Source organism: Hydrogenophaga sp. Root209 (assembly GCF_001428625.1).
Lineage (GTDB): Bacteria > Pseudomonadota > Gammaproteobacteria > Burkholderiales > Burkholderiaceae_C > Hydrogenophaga.
Genome location: NZ_LMIE01000029.1, coordinates 380,348 through 396,750, shown reverse-complemented (window position 1 = coordinate 396,750; position 16,403 = coordinate 380,348). Strand labels below are relative to the sequence as shown.

The window sequence follows — 16,403 nt, the reverse complement described above, 5'->3', positions numbered from 1 at the left end:
CGCCCGTCCCGTCATGAAATTGCCTGTTTCCCTTCTTTGCGCCGCCGCTGCCGCGGCTTTGTCGTTCAGTGTCCAGGCGCAGTCGGTCAAACCCGATCTGGCCAAGGGCGCGGCGGTGTTCGGTCAGGTTTGTGTGGCTTGCCACGCGGCAGACGGCAACTCCACCACGCCAGCCAACCCCAAACTCGCTCAGCAGCACCCGGAATACCTGGTGAAGCAACTGCAGGAATACAAATCGGGCAAGCGTGACAACGCCATCATGAAGGGCATGGCCGCTGGCTTGTCTGACGACGACATGCGCAACGTCGGCTTCTGGCTGGCGGCTCAGAAGGCCACGCCCGGCGCTGCCACCGACAAGGATCTGGTGACCCTGGGCGAGCGCATCTACCGCGGCGGCATCCCGGACCGCCAGATCGCCGCATGCGCCGGCTGCCACAGCCCCAACGGTGCCGGCATTCCCGCGCAGTACCCTCGCCTGTCCGGTCAGCATGCCGACTACACCGCTACCCAGCTCAAGCTTTTCCGCGACGGCACCCGTGCCAACAACCTTCAGATGGCGGGTGTGGCCGCGAAAATGAACGACCGCGAAATCAAGGCGGTGTCCGACTACATCGCCGGTCTGCGCTGAAATACATCCCGGGGCTTGCCCTGGGTCGGTTGCTGGGATATAAGCAAACGTTAATATTTGCCGGCACAATGCGATAAAGCCTCCCGGCGGTGAACCGCCAGCGAAAAACAACATCACAACAGGGCGCGTTCCGGGATCACTGGAAGCGCCCTTTTTGTTGAACCGTTTTCCCCCACTTCTCCATGACCGTTTCCACCCAAGGCCTGCACATCCGCACCGGCTCGCGCATCGTCAGCGAGACGGTGGAGTTGTTGTCGTCGATGCGGTTCTCCATCTCGCTGCTCACGGTCATCTGCATCGCGTCGGTGATCGGCACTGTGGTCAAGCAGCACGAGCCGGTCAACAACTACGTCAACCAGTTCGGCCCGTTCTGGGCCGATGTGTTCGCCAGCGCCAACCTCTTTTCGGTGTACAGCGCGTGGTGGTTCCTGCTGATCCTGGCGTTTCTGGTGACCAGCACGAGCTTGTGCATCGCGCGCAATACACCCAAGATCTTTGCCGACTTCAAGGCCTACAAGGAAAACATCCGCGAGCAAAGCCTCAAGGCGTTTCCACACCGCGCCGAAAGCACGCTGGTGGAAACGCCGCAGGCCGCGGCCAATCGCATCGGCCAGACGTTGCTGGGTTCCGGGTGGAAGGTCAAGCTGCAGTCGCGCGACACGCCGCAAGGGCAGGGCTGGATGGTGGCGGCCAAGGCCGGCGCGGTCAACAAAATCGGCTACATCGCGGCGCACAGTGCCATCGTGCTGGTGTGCATTGGTGGCCTGCTTGACGGCGATCTGATGGTGCGCGCCCAGACGTGGTTCAACGGCAAGTCGGCGTTCAGTGGTGGTGGACTCATTGCCGATGTGCCAGCCAAACACCGTCTCTCCTCCAGCAACCCGACCTTTCGCGCCAACTTGCTGGTGACCGAGGGCACGACCGCCAGCACGGCCATCCTGGCACAGCCCAACGGCGTGTTGCTCCAAGACCTGCCGTTCTCGGTCGAGCTGAAGAAGTTCATCGTCGAGTACTACGAGACCGGCATGCCCAAGCTGTTCGCCAGCGACATCGTGATCACCGACTTCGAGACCGGCGAGAAGAAGGAAGCGCGCGTCGAGGTGAACCATCCGGCCAGTCACCGCGGCATCAACATCTACCAGTCGAGCTTTGACGACGGTGGTTCGCGCGTGAAACTGCAGGCTGTTCCGTTGAACCGGCCCACTCGGCCATTCGAGATCGAAGGCACCATCGGCAGTTCGAGTGCTTTGAGCAACGGCGACGACAAGCTGGTGCTGGAATACACCGGCCTGCGCACGATCAACGTCGAGAACTTCGCCGGTGTGAACCCGGCCGCTGGCGTGGACGTGCGCAAGGTCGACCTGCGCAGCTCGATCGAGAGCCGCCTGGGCAGCGGCCACAAGACCACCACCGAGAAGACCCTGCGTAATGTGGGGCCGAGCATCACCTACAAGCTGCGTGATGCGGCCGGCCAGGCGGTGGAATACCACAACTACATGCTGCCCATGGAGATTGAAGGCGCGCGCATGTACCTGCTGGGTCTGCGTGAAACGCCCTCCGAGCCGTTCCGCTACCTGCGCATTCCGGTGGACGAGAACGACAGCATGGACGGCTTCGTGCGGTTGCGTGCGGCGCTCGACGATCCGCAGATGCGCGAACTCGCGGTGCGTCGCTACGCTGTTTCGGCGGTCGAAGACGGGCGCCCGGAGCTGGCTGAAGCCCTGGTGGCCTCGGCCACGCGCGCACTGGCTTTGTTTGCCGGCGCGGAACCCACGGCCCGCATCACGCCAGTGGCTGAGGTGAACGGTGTGGCGACCACCAAACCCATGGCGCGGGGCGGCTTGCAGGCCGTGTCGAATTTTCTGGAAACCAATGTGCCGCAAGCCGAACGCGAGCGTGCCAGTGAAGTGCTGGTGCGTATCCTGAACGGCACCTTGTTCGAGCTGTTGCAGGTCAGCCGCGAACGTGCCGGATTGCCGCCACTGGAGCGCAACGACGCGACACAACAGTTCATGACGCAGGCGGTGATCAGTCTGAGCGACACCTTCTTCTATCCTGCGCCCATGACATTCCAGCTCAAGGACTTCACGCACGTGCAGGCCAGCGTGTTCCAGGTCGCGCGTGCGCCGGGCCAGAACATCGTTTACCTCGGCTGCCTGTTGCTGATCGTGGGTGTGTTTGCCATGCTCTATGTGCGCGAGCGCCGCCTCTGGGTGTGGCTCTCACCCTCGGGTGAGCAGGCTTCCCAGGCCAGTATGGCGCTGTCGTCGAACCGCAAGACGATGGAAGCCGACCGCGAATTCGAACTCTTGAAGACCCAATTGTTGAAGGTGCAAGCATGAATACCGCCACCGCGAACCAGACCATCGAACTGAAGAAGGGCCGCGGCGGTCAAGGCCTGGAGCCGAGCTACTTCGCTCGCCGCAATGTCTGGGACTGGCTCTTCGCCGCGCTGGTCGTGGCGGGCACCGCCATCGCGTTTGCGCTCTATGGCTCGGTCATGGATGGCTATGAGAAGGCCATCCTCGCTGGCGTGGCGCCCTCGTTGATCTGGCTGGGCTGGTTCTGGCGGCCGCTGCAGGCGCTGGGGGTGGCCGTTGCGGCATTCGCACTGTTGGCAATCTGGCTGTACCAGACGCCTGCGGGCACCGCCGATCTGGCGCGTGCCGATCAGATGTTCATGCTGAAGTACTTCATCTCCAGCCAGTCGGCCATCCTGTGGATGAGCATGCTGTTCTTCATGAGCACGGCGTTCTACTGGACGGGCATGTTCACCCGCGCTGGCGACACTTTCGAGTTGCTTGGCTCGCGCCTGGCCTGGGTGGCTGTGACCCTGGCGCTCATCGGCACCATGGTGCGCTGGTACGAGAGCCACCAGATCGGGCCTGACATCGGCCATATCCCGGTGAGCAACCTGTACGAGGTGTTCGTGTTGTTCTGCTGGATGACAGCGGCCTTCTACCTGTACTACGAAGACCAGTACAAGACCCGCCGCATGGGCGCGTTCGTAATGCTGGTGGTGAGTGCCGCAGTGGGATTTTTGCTCTGGTACACGGTGATCCGCGAGGCGCATGAGATCCAGCCGCTGGTGCCTGCGCTGCAGAGCTGGTGGATGAAGCTGCATGTGCCGGCCAACTTCATCGGCTACGGCACCTTTGCCATCGCGGCCATGCTGGCTTTTGCCTACCTGATCAAACAAAGCGCAAGCGAAACCCGCTGGTACAAACTTGCCCCGCTGTGGGTCCTGGGCCTGGTGCTGTGCCTGGAGCCGATCGTGTTCCGACAGTCGGCGGCCGAGAAGGGGGGCAGCTACTGGTTCGTGTACTTCGGCGTATCGGCCCTGATCGTGGCCACCATCATGTTCGGACGCAAGCGCATTGCCGAGCGCCTGCCCAGCTTCGAGGTGCTGGATGACGTGATGTACAAAGCCATTGCGGTGGGTTTTGCCTTCTTCACCATTGCCACCGTGCTGGGTGCCCTGTGGGCGGCCGAGGCCTGGGGCGGTTACTGGAGCTGGGACCCGAAGGAAACCTGGGCGCTGATCGTCTGGCTGAACTACGCGGCGTGGCTGCACATGCGCCTCATGAAGGGCCTGCGCGGCACCGTGGCAGCCTGGTGGGCGCTGGTGGGTCTGGCGGTCACGACCTTCGCGTTTCTCGGCGTGAACATGTTCCTCTCGGGCCTGCACAGCTACGGCGAGCTCTGATCCCTGCGGTGGGGTCAAGCGGGCAGGCCAACGCGGCCTGCCCCGGAACTTTGTAAGAATCGCAGCTGTCCGACGACTCACGGCAAGTCCTGTGCGGCATCTTCCGCGCAGGGCGTTGTATCAGCCAGGACCGCGCCATGATCATCCGCACCGCCCAAGACGGCTTCAACCACCCCTTCCCGAGTGAAATCACGTCCAGGGCGGCCTACCAGAACCGCCGGCAGTGGCTGCAACGCAGCGCCTTCACCGCCGCTGCGCTGGGTGGCGTGGCTTCGCTGGTCACGCCCGATGCCTGGGCGCAGACGGCCGGCACCACGCCCCGCCCTGGCAAGCTGCCGCCGCTGCCCGGCAAGGCCTCCAGCGTGCCCGGTGCCACCACGGTGGAGAAGCTGACCTCGTACAACGACGCGAGCAGCTACAACAACTACTACGAGTTCGGTACCGACAAGTCGGACCCGGTGGACACCGCCAAGACGCTCAAGCCGCGACCCTGGACGGTGGCGGTGGAAGGCTTGGTGAACAAGCCGGGCACCTTCGACCTGGACGCTTTGCTCAAGCTCAGTCCGATGGAAGAACGCATCTACCGCCTGCGCTGTGTCGAGGGCTGGTCCATGGTGGTGCCTTGGGTGGGTTATTCGATGGCCGAGCTGATCAAACAGGTGCAGCCGCAGGGCAGCGCGAAGTTTGTGGAGTTCGTGACGCTGGCCGACAACAAACAGATGCCGGGCTTGAACTCGAACGTGCTGGAGTGGCCGTATGTGGAAGGCCTGCGGCTCGATGAGGCCATGCATCCGCTCACGCTGCTGGCCTTTGGCATGTACGGCGAGTTGCTGCCCAATCAAAACGGTGCACCGGTGCGCTTGGTCGTGCCATGGAAATACGGTTTCAAGAGCGGCAAATCGATCGTGAAAATCCGCTTCACAGACAAGGAGCCGCGCACCGCGTGGAACCGCGCAGCACCGCAGGAATACGGCTTCTATTCGAATGTGAATCCGCAGGTATCCCACCCGCGCTGGAGCCAGGCCACCGAGCGCCGCATCGGCGAAGAGGGGGGCCTGTTTGCCAAACGCCGCCAGACGCAGATGTTCAATGGCTATGAGCCGCAGGTGGGTCAGCTTTACGCGGGCATGGATCTGCGCAAGTTTTTCTGATGGATTCCATTCGCGCGCCAGGGCGGCCGGCCGGAACGCGTCCGGCGGGTTCGCGCATCAACCGCTGGCTCGGTCACCGCGCCGCCAAGCCGATCGGTTTCACGTTGGCCTTGCTGCCGTTCGTCTCGTTGGTCTGGGCGGCGTTTTCCGACCAGCTCGGCGCCAACCCGGCCGAGGCCTTGATTCGCTCGCTGGGCGACTGGACCATCCGTTTTCTGGTGCTCGTGCTGGCCGTCACTCCGCTGCGCACGGTAACCGGCTGGGTGGCGCTGGCGCGGCTGCGCCGCATGGCGGGACTGTTCGTGTTCTTCTACGCCTGCATGCACCTGCTGGCGTACGCCTGGTTCGACATGGAATTCAGCGTGCCAGGCATCGTGGACGACGTGATCAAGCGGCCCTTCATCCTGGTGGGCTTCCTCAGCTGGTTGCTTTTGCTGGCGCTGGCCGCCACCTCGTTCAACCGCGCCATCCGAGCGATGGGTGCCCAACGTTGGCAGTTGCTGCACCGCGCGGTCTATGCCATCGCCGGTTTGGCAGTGCTGCATTTTTTCTGGATGCGCAGCGGCAAGAACGACTTTGCCGAGGTCGCGGTCTATGCCACCCTCTTTGCTGCGCTGCTCGGCTGGCGCCTCTGGCGGCGGCTCTCGAAGCCGCGCACCGCCTGACACACCGCCTTAGACCGGTGGCAGCAAGGTTTCCAGGCGCAATTGATCAGCCGCTGACTCGCGCGCCCTGATCAGGGTGGCGGTGCTTCCATCCACCAGCACCTCGGCGGCCCGTCCGCGCGTGTTGTAGTTGCTCGCCATGCTCATGCAGTAGGCACCGGCCGAGAGCACCGCCAGCAGATCGCCCGCCTGCGCGGCCAGAGCGCGGTCGCGGCCCAGCCAGTCGCCGCTCTCGCACACCGGGCCCACCACATCCCACGTGACAAGTGCTTCGTCACGGGGAGAGACTTCCACGATGCGGTGAAAAGCCTGGTACATGGCCGGGCGCGGCAGGTCGTTCATGGCCGCATCCACGATCAGAAAGTTCTTTTGCTCGCCAGGCTTCTGGTAGAGCACCTCGGTGAGGCACACGCCCGCGTTGCCCACCAGCGAGCGCCCGGGTTCGATAAAAATCTTGCGGTCGCCAAAACCGCGTTCGTCCAGGCGCTGCAACAGCTGCTGCCAGAGTGCATCGGCCTGTGGCGGGGCGTCGCCGTGGTAGTCGATACCCAGGCCGCCGCCGAAGTCGATGTGTTCGATGGGAACACCCGCGGCTTCGACGCTTTCCACCAGATCGATCACACGGTCCATGGCGTCAAGGTATGGCCCGGTCTGCGTGATCTGCGAGCCGATGTGGCAGTCGATACCGACCACGCGCAAACCGGCGCAGCCGGCCGCATGCCGGTAAGTGGCCACCACGTCTTCATGCGCGATGCCGAACTTGTTGCCCTTGAGGCCGGTGGAAATGTAGGGGTGGGTCTGGGCATCCACGTTGGGATTCACGCGCACGCTGACCGGAGCGCGCAGGCCCATGCCACGGGCCACTTCATCGAGCACGTCCAACTCCGCCCGGCTTTCGACGTTGAAACACCCGATGCCGACTTCCAGCGCGCGGCGCATTTCGGCGCGCGTCTTGCCCACGCCGGAGAAGATCACCTTGCCTGGCTCGACACCCGCGGCCAGCGCGCGTTCGAGTTCTCCGCCCGAGACGATGTCCAGCCCGCAACCTGCGCGCACCAGCGTCTGCAGGATGCCCAGCGTGGAGTTGGCCTTCATGGCGTAGCAGATCTGGTGTGAGCGTCCCGCCAGTCCACGCTGGTAGGCAGCCAGCGCGTCCAGTATGGCGGCGCGGCTGTACACGAACAGCGGGGTCCCGTGCTCAATGGCCAATTGTTTGAGCGGCACGCCCTCCATCACAAGATCACCCGCCTGGTAAACGATGAAGGGAGGCAGGTTCATGGGTGGCGGGCCGGGCAGGGTGGTCATGCTGGGAAAGAGGGGGTGCGGATGGATCTGATGAGCCTGTCGGCGGAGGACCCGCTCGGCATTTCAACGCGGGGCTGTGGTGTCAGGTGTTGCCGGGGTGGCCTGCGCGGGGGGTGCGGAGGTCGGTGCTGGTGCTGGTGCTGGATTGGGCAGGTACAGGGGGCCCTTTTGACCGCAAGCCGTCAGCAACAGCACGCTCAACACCATGCCCACACCACGAGCGAGTGAAGGTGCGCGGCCTAAAATGCGTGTCGTTCTCAACATGCACCCATTGTAATGACCGACACCGAGTACCAAGACCTGGCGGAATCGCTGCTGCGGTCGATCGAACTGGCCTGCGACCGCATCAACGATCGAACCGAAGCCGATGTCGACAACCAGCGAGTGGGCGGCATGATCACCATGACGTTTGCCAACGGCAGCCAGATCATCATCAACCTGCAAAAGCCGTTGCAGGAAGTCTGGCTGGCGGCCCGTGCTGGGGGTTTCCACTACCGCCACGACGGGGCGGCGTGGATGGATACCAAGGGCCAGGGCGAACTGTTGGCCCACCTCTCCCGTTTCGCTTCCGAACAATCCGGGCAGGCGCTGGACTTCAGTTCCTGAACAGATCCAGGATGCCGCGCCGGTCCTCCACCTGGGGGGGTGGCGCAACTGGCGGGATTGCCGGGTCCGGCGCCGGTGGAGCGGCGCCTGGCCAAGGATCCTGCAGTCCCAGACCGTGCACTCCGTTGCCGGGACCAAACTCTTCGAAGTACCACTCGCCGCCCACATTGATGACCCCCGGAGGGGGCGTGTACGCTGCGACCGGCACATCTTTGAGTGCCTGTGACATGAACGAGATCCAGATCGGCAGGCTCAAGCCGCCACCTGTTTCCCGACTGCCCAGGTTGCGCGGTGCGTCGTAGCCCACCCAGGCGGCTGCCACCACCGTCGGCTGGTAGCCCACGAACCAGGCGTCGACCGAATCGTTGGTGGTGCCGGTCTTTCCGAAAAGATCGGTCCGCTTCAAGGTGGCCTGCGCGCGCGCAGCCGTGCCGGAGCGTGTGATCTCCTGCAGCAGGCTGTTCATGATGAAGGCGTTGCGCGGCTCGATGGCCCGTTGGGCATCGGTGAGCGTGGGCTCAGCGGCCTCGTAGATCACCTTGCCTTTGTGATCGGCAACCCGGGTGATCAGCGTCGGGGCGACGCGGTAACCGCCGTTGGCGAACACGCCGTAGCCCACTGCCATCTGCATCGGCGTGACCGAACCCGCGCCCAGAGCCATCGTGAGGTAGGGCGGATGCTTGTCGATGTCAAAGCCGAAGCGCCCCACCCACTGCTGTGCGCTCTGCGTGCCCACCAACTGGAGCACGCGGATCGACACCATGTTCTTGGACTTGGCCAGCGCGCGACGCACCGACATCGGTCCCTCGAACTGCCCGTCGTAGTTCTTGGGCTCCCAGGGCTTGCCTCCGGTGGCGTCGGCGCTGTAGAACAGTGGCGCGTCGTTGACCACGGTCATCGGTGTCAGCCCTTTTTCAAGTGCAGCGGAATAGATGAAGGGCTTGAAGCTGGAGCCCGGCTGGCGCCAGGCCTGGGTCACATGGTTGAACTTGCTCTTCTGAAAATCGAAGCCGCCCACCAGTGCAAGGACTTTGCCGGTGCGAGGATCCATGGCCACAAAAGCCGACTCCACGTCAGGCAACTGCGTGATCCGCCATGCCTTGTTGGTGGTTTGCACCACCCTGATCACCGCACCAGGCCGGATCTTGATGTTGGGCCCGGCCTTGTCCGACAGGCCGGACTGAACCGGCTTGAGACCATCACCTGTGATCTCGAAGGGTTCTCCATCCTGCCGCACCGCTAGCACACGCTTGGGTCCTGCTTCAAGCACCACAGCAGACAACAGATCGTCGTTGTCCGGCCTTTCCGTCAGTGCGTCGTCCACTGCTTCATCCAGGGCAGCCTTGTCGGTGGGTAGATCGATGAACAGCTCGGGCCCCCTGTAGATCTGACGCCGTTCGTAGTCCAGCACTCCCTGGCGCACGGCTCGGTAAGCCGCCAACTGCTCCGCCTGTTTGAGGGAAGTCGTGACCACCAACCCGCGGGTATAGGCCTCCTCACCGTACTGAGTGACGATGGATTGCCGAACCATCTCTGCCACGAACTCCGCATGCACCTGGGGGACACTTCCCACTGGACGCAGCCTCAGATCCTCGGATTTGGCCTGTTCAGCCTGCTCAGTCGTGATGAACCCGTTCTCCACCATGCGGTCGATGATGTGCAGCTGGCGAGCGCGAGCCCGCCGCGGGTTCCTGATCGGGTTGTAGGCCGAAGGCGCCTGAGGCAGGCCCGCCAGCATGGCGGCCTCGGCGATCGTCACGTCCTTGAGCGCCTTGCCGAAATAGACCTGGGATGCCGACGAGAACCCATAGGCTCGCTGACCCAGGAAGATCTGATTCATGTAGATCTCGAGGATCTGCTCCTTGGTGAGCATGTGCTCCAGCTTGAAGGTGAGCAGCACCTCGTAGATCTTGCGCGTGTAGCTCTTCTCGGCAGACAGGTACACGTTGCGTGCAACCTGCATGGTGATCGTCGAGGCGCCCTGGCTCTTGGCCTGACGCAGGTTGGCCAGGGCGGCACGGATCATGCCTCGGTAGTCGACGCCGCTGTGCTCGAAAAAGCGAGCGTCCTCAATGGCCAGCACTGCGTTCTTCATCACCTCGGGAATTTCGTTGATTGTGAGCAGGTTGCGGCGCTCTTCGCCGAACTCGCCGATCAGTTGTCCTTCCGCAGTCAGCACACGCAGTGGCAGCTTGGGTCGGTAGTCGGCGAGCCCCGTGACATCAGGAAGATTCGGGTAGGCCACAGCCAGGGCAATACCCACGGCCATCATCACGCTTACAACACCTGCCGCCGCCAGTCCGGCCACAGCCACCACCAAGCGTCCCACCCAGATGAGTGCCGTGTGCCCCGCAGATACTGGCTTGGAAGATTCGGAAGGGGTGGGGGTATCTTGGGTGGGCATGCAGTCGATCAAGGCCTCAAACCCTGATTATAAAAATGGCGCGAAGCGGCCTGAGCCAGCGTTGTCGGCATATTGTGAGTTGTTGTGCATTTCGCTGACCAAAGGTTGATGACAGGGTCGGCGACCCAGCTTCAATACGTAGGATTTTGACAACGTTTCGATTTGTCGCAAAAGCAAAATTTCTTTGCTGGACAAAGGGCTTGCTGCTAGCATTCAAGTGAAGTCTTAAGTCTGATGCCCTCTGGCGTCATCATATCTGGGGGTCACCTTGATCTCATTGGGGTCGTTATTCAGCCGGGAACCGGCGCCCATGTTGGGCATTGACGTGAGCTCGTCGAGCGTCAAACTGGTTGAACTGTCCCGCAACCGATCTGGTGATCTGGTGCTGGAGCGTTGTGCCATGGAGCCGCTCGAACGTGGCTGGATCACCGATGGCAACATCGAAAAGTTTGACGAGGTGGCTGAAGCCGTTCGGCGAGTGGTCCGCAAGAGTGGCAGCAAGACGAAAAACGTGGCCTTGGCGCTGCCTGCGTCCGCGGTGATCACCAAAAAGATCATCCTGCCTGGAGGGTTGTCCGACAAGGAGCTTGAGGCGCAGGTTGAATCTGAAGCCAATCAGTACATTCCCTTTTCACTCGACGAAGTGAGCCTGGACTTCTGTGTCATCGGGCCCAGTGCCAATTCAGTGGGCGACGTCGAGGTCCTGATTGCTGCGTCGCGCAAGGAAAAAGTTTCGGACCGTCAGGGCTTGGCCGAAGCGGCCGGGCTCAAGCCGGTGGTCATGGACGTTGAGTCCTACGCCTCCCGCATGGCTGCAGGAAGGGTCATCGAGACGTTGCCCAACCAAGGTATAGATTCTTTGGTGGCGCTGTTTGAGGTGGGCGCCCTGACGACCAGCATGCAGGTCATGCGCAACGACGATGTTTTGTATGAGCGGGATCAGGCCTTTGGTGGCGCACAGTTGACGCAGTTGATTGTTCGCCAGTACGGCTTCTCCGCTGACGAGGCCGAGGCCAAGAAGCGTTCCGGTGATTTGCCGGATGATTACCGTGCGGCGGTCCTGGATCCTTTCATTGAAAGCATGGCGCAAGAGGTTGGCCGGGCACTGCAGTTCTTCTTCACCAGCACGCCCTACAACAAAGTGGACCACATCCTGCTGGCGGGCGGCAGTGCAGCGTTGCCTGGGCTGACGGAGGCGGTGACCCACCAGACTTCGTTTGCCTGCATGGTCATCAATCCCTTCGATGCCATGGAAATGGCGCCCTCCATACAGGCTCGCAAGATCTCGCGCGAAGCGCCTTCGTACTTGACGTCAACCGGGTTGGCCTTGCGGAGGTTCTACCAATGATCTTGATCAACCTGCTGCCCCATCGAGAGGCGGCGCGCAAGCGGCAAAAGGATCAGTTTTTTACTCAGTTGGGTCTGTCCGCGTTGTTGGGCGGCGTAGTTTGTGGCGCTGTGTTCACCTGGTATCAAGGGCAGATTGCCTCGCAGCAGGATCGCAACGCCTTCCTGCAGGCAGAAATAACCCGCCTGGATGCCGAAATCAAGGACATCGCAAGCCTGCAAAAGGAAATTGCATCCCTGCGGGCCAGGCAAACCGCGGTTGAGGACCTGCAGGGCGACCGCAACACACCGGTGCATCTGCTGGACGAGTTGGTAACCCAGTTGCCTGACGGCGTTTACCTCAAGTCCATGAAGCATGAGAACCAAAGTGTCTTGCTCACTGGCGTGGCCCAGTCCCAGGAGCGGGTGTCCGACCTGCTGCGCAATCTGGCCAACAACAGCCAATGGCTGGTGCGCCCCGAATTGATCGAGATTGTGTCTTCCAGCGTTGCTTTGGCTGCACAACAGAGGCGGGTATTCAACTTCTCCATCCGCGCTTCACTCAAACGCCCCTCTGCCGAAGCAGGGACCGCTCCCGCCGGCGCACCTGCCGCCCCGGGCAAGGTCTGACACAGGCAACGCATCATGGCCAAATCGCCCAGCATCAACGTGGACTTCAAAGGAGTCCAGGAAAAACTCAAAAGCCAGTTCACCGGGCTCGATCCCAACGACCCTTCGCAGTGGCCCGGCCTGCCGCGCAATCTGTTGTTTGTGGCGGTGTGTGTGGCGGTCATTGCCGGCTTGTGGTTTGCCTGGTTGAAAGACTCCGACGAGGAGTTGATCGCCGAGAAGGCCCGTGAGCAGCAGCTTCGCGAAGACTACAAGAAGAAGGCCGTGCAAGCGGTCAACCTGGATGCATTGCGCAAGCAACTGGAACAGGTGCAGCAGTACGTCACGCAGCTTGAAAAGCAACTGCCCAGCAAGGCCGAGATGGATGCCCTGTTGTCAGATATCAACCAGGCGGGCTTGGGTCGCAGCTTGCAGTTTGAGTTGTTCCGCCCAGGCGCGGTCAGCGTGAAGGAGTACTACGCTGAATTGCCGATCTCGGTACGGGTGACGGGTACTTACCATGACATCGGACTCTTCGCTGCTGACATCGCGAACCTTTCCCGCATCGTGACGCTGAACAACCTGTCACTGACGCCGGTTGCCAATCGCGAAGGCGTTCTGACGATGGACTGTATCGCCAAGACCTTCCGGTACCTGGATCAGGACGAAATTGCTCTTCAACAAAAAGCACAGGGAGCCAAGAAGTGACTTCCTCGACTTATTTGAATCGCCTTGCTGTCCTTGCAGTTGCGCTGCTGATGTCAGCCTGCACCTCTTCTGGACAAGACGAATTGCAGGCCTGGATGCAGAGTGAGCGCAACAGCATAAGGCCATCAGTCAAGCCCATACCCGCGCCCACAAAGTTTGAACCGCAAGCCTATGCAGGGGAACGGCTGACACCGCCTTTCAGCATTGAAAAGCTCACCAGTGTGCTGCGCGGAAGCCAATCCACTCCGGTGGTCAACGCGGCCTTGATCGAACCCGAACTCAACCGGCGCAAGCAGCCGCTTGAGGCCTATCCACTGGACACCATGTCCATGGTTGGCAGCTTGAATCGAGATGGGCAACTGGTTGCGCTCGTCAAGGTGGATAACTTGCTGTACCAAGTGCGTCCAGGCAACTACCTGGGTCAGAACTATGGACGCGTGACCCGGATCTCGGAGACAGAAGTGGTCATGCGCGAGGTTGTGCAGGATTCCGGCGGCGAATGGACGGAGCGCCCCGCAGCGCTGCAGTTACAAGAGGAAGCTTCTAAATGAACAAGTCAAACAAGGCTCCCGTGGTCTCAGCCGTGCAATGGGGCGTGGTCAAGGGTGCAGTCTTTGCCTGCATGGCACTCACCTCCGTCTGGGCGCAGGCTCAAAACGCCATCCAGTCGCTGACGGGAGGCGTGCAGGGCGGGATAGAGGTCATTCGCATCAACACCACCCAGCCGCTCACGGCGGTGCCAACCGGGTTCACCATTCAGTCTCCCGCCCGCATTGCGCTGGATTTTCCTGGTGTTGCCAACGCCATTGGCCGCAGCACCGTCGAAATCAACGAAGGCAATCTGCGCTCGGCGAATGTGGTGCAGGCCGGCGACAGAACCCGTGTGGTGATCAATTTGAAGCAGACGGCTTCATACGAAACCAAGATTGAAGGTAACTCCCTTCTGGTCGTGTTGCAGCGTTCCGAGGCTGTGACGGCTGTGACGGCGCCCCCTTCTTCTTTTGCAGAGAACCGCAATCGCGATGTGTCGTCGCTTCGCGACATCGACTTCCGGCGTGGCGTGGGCAACGCTGGGCGCGTGGTGGTGGAGTTGGCCAACAATCAGGTCGGTGTTGACATTCGTCAGCAAGGGCAAAACCTGGTGGTGGAGTTTCTGAAGACCTCCTTGCCCGAGGGTTTGCGCCGTCGGCTGGATGTGAGTGACTTCGGCACCCCCGTGCAGAGCGTTACAACTTCGCAAACTGGTGACCGCGTGCGCATGGTGGTGACGCCCACTGGCAACTGGGAGCATTCGGCCTACCAGAGCGACAACCAGTTCGTCCTGGAAATTCGCGAGGAGAAGATCGATTCCAGCAAGCTGACGCAAGGTCCTGGCTACAACGGTGAGAAGCTCTCGTTGAACTTCCAGAACATTGAAGTTCGCTCATTGCTGCAGGTGATCGCCGACTTCACCAACTTCAACGTGGTGACCTCGGATTCCGTGACCGGCTCGGTGACATTGCGGCTCAAGGACGTTCCTTGGGATCAAGCCTTGGACATCATTCTTCAAGCCAAAGGCTTGGGCATGCGAAAGTCGGGCAACGTGCTGTGGATTGCGCCGAAAGACGAGATTGCTGCGCGAGAGAAGCAGGACCTTGAAGCAAGGGCCTCGACGGAGAGCCTGGAGGCGTTGCGCACGCAGGGCTTCCAGATGAATTACGCCAAGGCGGTCGACATTGCGACGCAGCTGACCGCAACCGGCAGCGGTGGTGGTGGTGGTGGCGCAGCAGGCGGCAGCAACGCTCGCATTCTGTCCGAGCGCGGTAGTGTCATTTCCGAGCCGCGGACCAACCAGTTGTTCGTCACTGACATTCCGTCCAAACTGCAGCAAGTTCAAGATTTGATCGCCAAGTTGGACATTCCGATTCGCCAGGTGATCATTGAGGCCCGCATCGTTGAGGCTGACGACACCTTCGGTAAATCGCTGGGTGTCAGGTTGGGCGGTGGGGTGCGCGGCTTCGGTGCGGGCTCCATCAACGGGAATCAAGTGCAGGGCAACTTTGGTTCCACGTATGGAGCCGTCTCAACGGGACCAACAACAACATCGCAGCCGTTCGTGAGTTTGCCGGCCAACCCGGGTACGGCCTTGGCAGCCTCCTATGCGCTGTCGCTCTTCAGTCCCAACGCGTCGCGCTTCTTGAGTCTTGAGATCTCTGCGCTGGAATCGGATTCCAAGGGTCGCATCGTGGCCAGTCCACGAGTCGTGACCGCTGATGGCGTCAAGGCCTTGATCGAGCAAGGCACGGAGTTCCCATACCAGACGGCGACGTCCAGCGGTGCGACGGCCATCGCGTTCCGCAAGGCCAATCTGAAGCTTGAGGTGACGCCTCAAATCACGCCCGAGGGCAACATCATTCTGGATCTGGACATCAACAAGGACAGCAGGGGTGTGGACACACCCGATGGTGTGGCCATCAACACCAAGCACGTGCAGACCCAGGTGCTGGTCGAAAATGGCGGAACTGTCGTGATCGGTGGCATTTTCGAGCAAACGCAACGCGACACCGTGAACAAGGTCCCACTTCTCGGGGATCTGCCTGGCGTGGGCAATTTGTTCAAGTCGCGTGAACGGACCAACAACAAATCGGAGTTGCTCATCTTCATCACCCCACGCGTGCTGGGTCGATCTGCCATCAATTGAGTGCCACCTCCTGTTTCTTGATCGGCTTGCCTGGTTCGGGCAAGTCGACGGTCGGCCGGCAGTTGGCTCGCCGCGTCTCGCTCCCTTTCTTTGACTCGGATCATGTGATCGAACAACGATTGGGTTGTTCGATTCGAGAGTTCTTCGAGCGTGAGGGCGAGGAGCGCTTTCGAGATATTGAAGCGTCCGTGATCGATGAACTGACTGCTGGGCCCACCTGCGTGGTGTCCACTGGTGGTGGCTCCGTGCTGCGTTCCGAAAACCGGGAGCGGCTGCATCAGCGCGGTTCCGTGGTGTACCTGCGCTCCACACCCGAAGAAGTGTTTCGCCGCCTGAGGCACGACCGCAATCGACCTTTGCTGCAGGTGGCCGACCCTCAGCAGCGGCTGAAAGATCTGTACGCCGTGCGGGACCCGCTGTACCGCCAGACCGCCCACTTCGTGATAGAAACCGGACGGCCTTCCGTAGCCATGTTGGTCAACATGATCCTGATGCAGCTGGAACTTGGCGGCGTGGTCTCGCCCGACGTGCCCGGATCTGGCGATTCAACCGGCTCTTCGCAAGCTCGCTAGTGAGTCGAGCCGGGGCTCGTCCCGGTCAGGGCATAAACTTGGT

Annotated in this window: 15 protein-coding genes; 12 read left to right on the top strand and 3 right to left on the bottom strand. The window is 61.5% G+C overall.

Annotated elements, in window-relative coordinates; all coding sequences use genetic code 11:
- Positions 1 to 13 precede the first annotated feature (13 nt).
- The 5 genes from ASE11_RS15430 to ASE11_RS15410 all read left to right on the top strand — a co-directional run bounded on the left by ASE11_RS15430 (position 14) and on the right by ASE11_RS15410 (position 6,150).
- Positions 14 to 628, top strand: a complete 615-nt coding sequence (locus tag ASE11_RS15430; protein ID WP_056273315.1) for a c-type cytochrome — start codon at positions 14 to 16, stop codon at positions 626 to 628.
- 182 nt (positions 629 to 810) lie between these two features.
- Complete coding sequence (locus ASE11_RS15425) at positions 811 to 2,970, top strand: cytochrome c biogenesis protein ResB (protein WP_056273313.1); 2,160 nt, start codon at positions 811 to 813, stop codon at positions 2,968 to 2,970.
- Positions 2,967 to 4,334, top strand: a complete 1,368-nt coding sequence (ccsB, locus tag ASE11_RS15420; protein WP_056273310.1) for a c-type cytochrome biogenesis protein CcsB — start codon at positions 2,967 to 2,969, stop codon at positions 4,332 to 4,334. Before ASE11_RS15425 ends, ccsB begins: the two co-directional genes overlap by 4 nt.
- A gap of 137 nt (positions 4,335 to 4,471) precedes the next feature.
- Positions 4,472 to 5,485 (top strand): protein-methionine-sulfoxide reductase catalytic subunit MsrP, encoded by a 1,014-nt coding sequence (msrP, locus tag ASE11_RS15415; RefSeq protein ID WP_056273305.1) that lies wholly within the window; start codon positions 4,472 to 4,474, stop codon positions 5,483 to 5,485.
- Positions 5,485 to 6,150, top strand: a complete 666-nt coding sequence (locus ASE11_RS15410) for a sulfite oxidase heme-binding subunit YedZ (protein ID WP_056273301.1) — start codon at positions 5,485 to 5,487, stop codon at positions 6,148 to 6,150. The genes msrP and ASE11_RS15410 overlap by 1 nt, the downstream gene beginning before the upstream one ends.
- A 9-nt stretch (positions 6,151 to 6,159) precedes the next feature.
- Here ASE11_RS15410 and lysA read toward each other — a convergent pair whose 3' ends face one another.
- Together lysA and lptM are read right to left on the bottom strand one after the other, a co-directional pair.
- Positions 6,160 to 7,455 (bottom strand): diaminopimelate decarboxylase, encoded by a 1,296-nt coding sequence (gene lysA, locus ASE11_RS15405; protein WP_056273298.1) that lies wholly within the window; start codon positions 7,453 to 7,455, stop codon positions 6,160 to 6,162.
- Positions 7,456 to 7,518: 63 nt separating this feature from the next.
- On the bottom strand, positions 7,519 to 7,719 hold the full coding sequence (gene lptM, locus ASE11_RS27130) for an LPS translocon maturation chaperone LptM (protein ID WP_082585763.1): 201 nt from the start codon (positions 7,717 to 7,719) through the stop codon (positions 7,519 to 7,521).
- Positions 7,720 to 7,731: 12 nt separating this feature from the next.
- On the opposite strand from lptM, the gene cyaY reads away from it, so the two are divergent.
- The gene (cyaY, locus tag ASE11_RS15400) at positions 7,732 to 8,061 is read left to right on the top strand and encodes an iron donor protein CyaY (RefSeq protein ID WP_056273295.1); all 330 of its coding nucleotides are present in this window, start codon (positions 7,732 to 7,734) and stop codon (positions 8,059 to 8,061) included.
- On the opposite strand, the gene ASE11_RS15395 is transcribed toward cyaY, so the two are convergent.
- Entirely contained in the window at positions 8,051 to 10,465 is a 2,415-nt protein-coding gene (locus tag ASE11_RS15395) for a penicillin-binding protein 1A (RefSeq protein WP_056274246.1), read from the bottom strand. The genes cyaY and ASE11_RS15395 overlap by 11 nt on opposite strands.
- 268 nt (positions 10,466 to 10,733) lie before the next feature.
- Between ASE11_RS15395 and ASE11_RS15390 the strand changes: the two genes are divergently transcribed.
- Genes ASE11_RS15390 through ASE11_RS15365 form a run of 6 tightly spaced genes read left to right on the top strand, consistent with a single transcriptional unit; the run spans position 10,734 to position 16,360 of the window.
- Positions 10,734 to 11,813, top strand: a complete 1,080-nt coding sequence (locus ASE11_RS15390) for a pilus assembly protein PilM (protein WP_056273293.1) — start codon at positions 10,734 to 10,736, stop codon at positions 11,811 to 11,813.
- Positions 11,810 to 12,421, top strand: coding sequence for a PilN domain-containing protein (locus ASE11_RS15385; protein ID WP_056273288.1), 612 nt, complete (start codon positions 11,810 to 11,812; stop codon positions 12,419 to 12,421). The genes ASE11_RS15390 and ASE11_RS15385 overlap by 4 nt, the downstream gene beginning before the upstream one ends.
- Positions 12,422 to 12,436: 15 nt before the next feature.
- The gene (locus tag ASE11_RS15380; protein ID WP_056273284.1) at positions 12,437 to 13,108 is read left to right on the top strand and encodes a type 4a pilus biogenesis protein PilO; all 672 of its coding nucleotides are present in this window, start codon (positions 12,437 to 12,439) and stop codon (positions 13,106 to 13,108) included.
- 50 nt (positions 13,109 to 13,158) lie between these two features.
- The gene (locus ASE11_RS15375) at positions 13,159 to 13,659 is read left to right on the top strand and encodes a pilus assembly protein PilP (RefSeq protein ID WP_056273281.1); all 501 of its coding nucleotides are present in this window, start codon (positions 13,159 to 13,161) and stop codon (positions 13,657 to 13,659) included.
- Positions 13,656 to 15,788, top strand: a complete 2,133-nt coding sequence (gene pilQ / locus ASE11_RS15370; protein WP_056273277.1) for a type IV pilus secretin PilQ — start codon at positions 13,656 to 13,658, stop codon at positions 15,786 to 15,788. Before ASE11_RS15375 ends, pilQ begins: the two co-directional genes overlap by 4 nt.
- 20 nt (positions 15,789 to 15,808) lie before the next feature.
- Positions 15,809 to 16,360 carry a shikimate kinase gene (locus tag ASE11_RS15365; RefSeq protein WP_082585793.1) on the top strand — a complete coding sequence of 184 codons (552 nt, stop codon included), beginning with the start codon at positions 15,809 to 15,811 and terminating at the stop codon, positions 16,358 to 16,360.
- Positions 16,361 to 16,403 lie beyond the last annotated feature (43 nt).

What these genes read in the sequence shown, in the direction of transcription:
- lptM (WP_082585763.1), bottom strand. Translation starts at nt 7,719, where the DNA reads ATGTTGAGAACGACACGCATTTTAGGCCGCGCACCTTCACTCGCTCGT.
- lysA (WP_056273298.1), bottom strand. Translation starts at nt 7,455, where the DNA reads ATGACCACCCTGCCCGGCCCGCCACCCATGAACCTGCCTCCCTTCATC.
- pilQ (WP_056273277.1), top strand. Translation starts at nt 13,656, where the DNA reads ATGAACAAGTCAAACAAGGCTCCCGTGGTCTCAGCCGTGCAATGGGGC.
- ccsB (WP_056273310.1), top strand. Translation starts at nt 2,967, where the DNA reads ATGAATACCGCCACCGCGAACCAGACCATCGAACTGAAGAAGGGCCGC.
- ASE11_RS15385 (WP_056273288.1), top strand. Translation starts at nt 11,810, where the DNA reads ATGATCTTGATCAACCTGCTGCCCCATCGAGAGGCGGCGCGCAAGCGG.
- ASE11_RS15375 (WP_056273281.1), top strand. Translation starts at nt 13,159, where the DNA reads ATGTCAGCCTGCACCTCTTCTGGACAAGACGAATTGCAGGCCTGGATG.
- ASE11_RS15430 (WP_056273315.1), top strand. Translation starts at nt 14, where the DNA reads ATGAAATTGCCTGTTTCCCTTCTTTGCGCCGCCGCTGCCGCGGCTTTG.
- cyaY (WP_056273295.1), top strand. Translation starts at nt 7,732, where the DNA reads ATGACCGACACCGAGTACCAAGACCTGGCGGAATCGCTGCTGCGGTCG.
- ASE11_RS15425 (WP_056273313.1), top strand. Translation starts at nt 811, where the DNA reads ATGACCGTTTCCACCCAAGGCCTGCACATCCGCACCGGCTCGCGCATC.
- ASE11_RS15395 (WP_056274246.1), bottom strand. Translation starts at nt 10,465, where the DNA reads ATGCCCACCCAAGATACCCCCACCCCTTCCGAATCTTCCAAGCCAGTA.
- msrP (WP_056273305.1), top strand. Translation starts at nt 4,472, where the DNA reads ATGATCATCCGCACCGCCCAAGACGGCTTCAACCACCCCTTCCCGAGT.
- ASE11_RS15410 (WP_056273301.1), top strand. Translation starts at nt 5,485, where the DNA reads ATGGATTCCATTCGCGCGCCAGGGCGGCCGGCCGGAACGCGTCCGGCG.
- ASE11_RS15380 (WP_056273284.1), top strand. Translation starts at nt 12,437, where the DNA reads ATGGCCAAATCGCCCAGCATCAACGTGGACTTCAAAGGAGTCCAGGAA.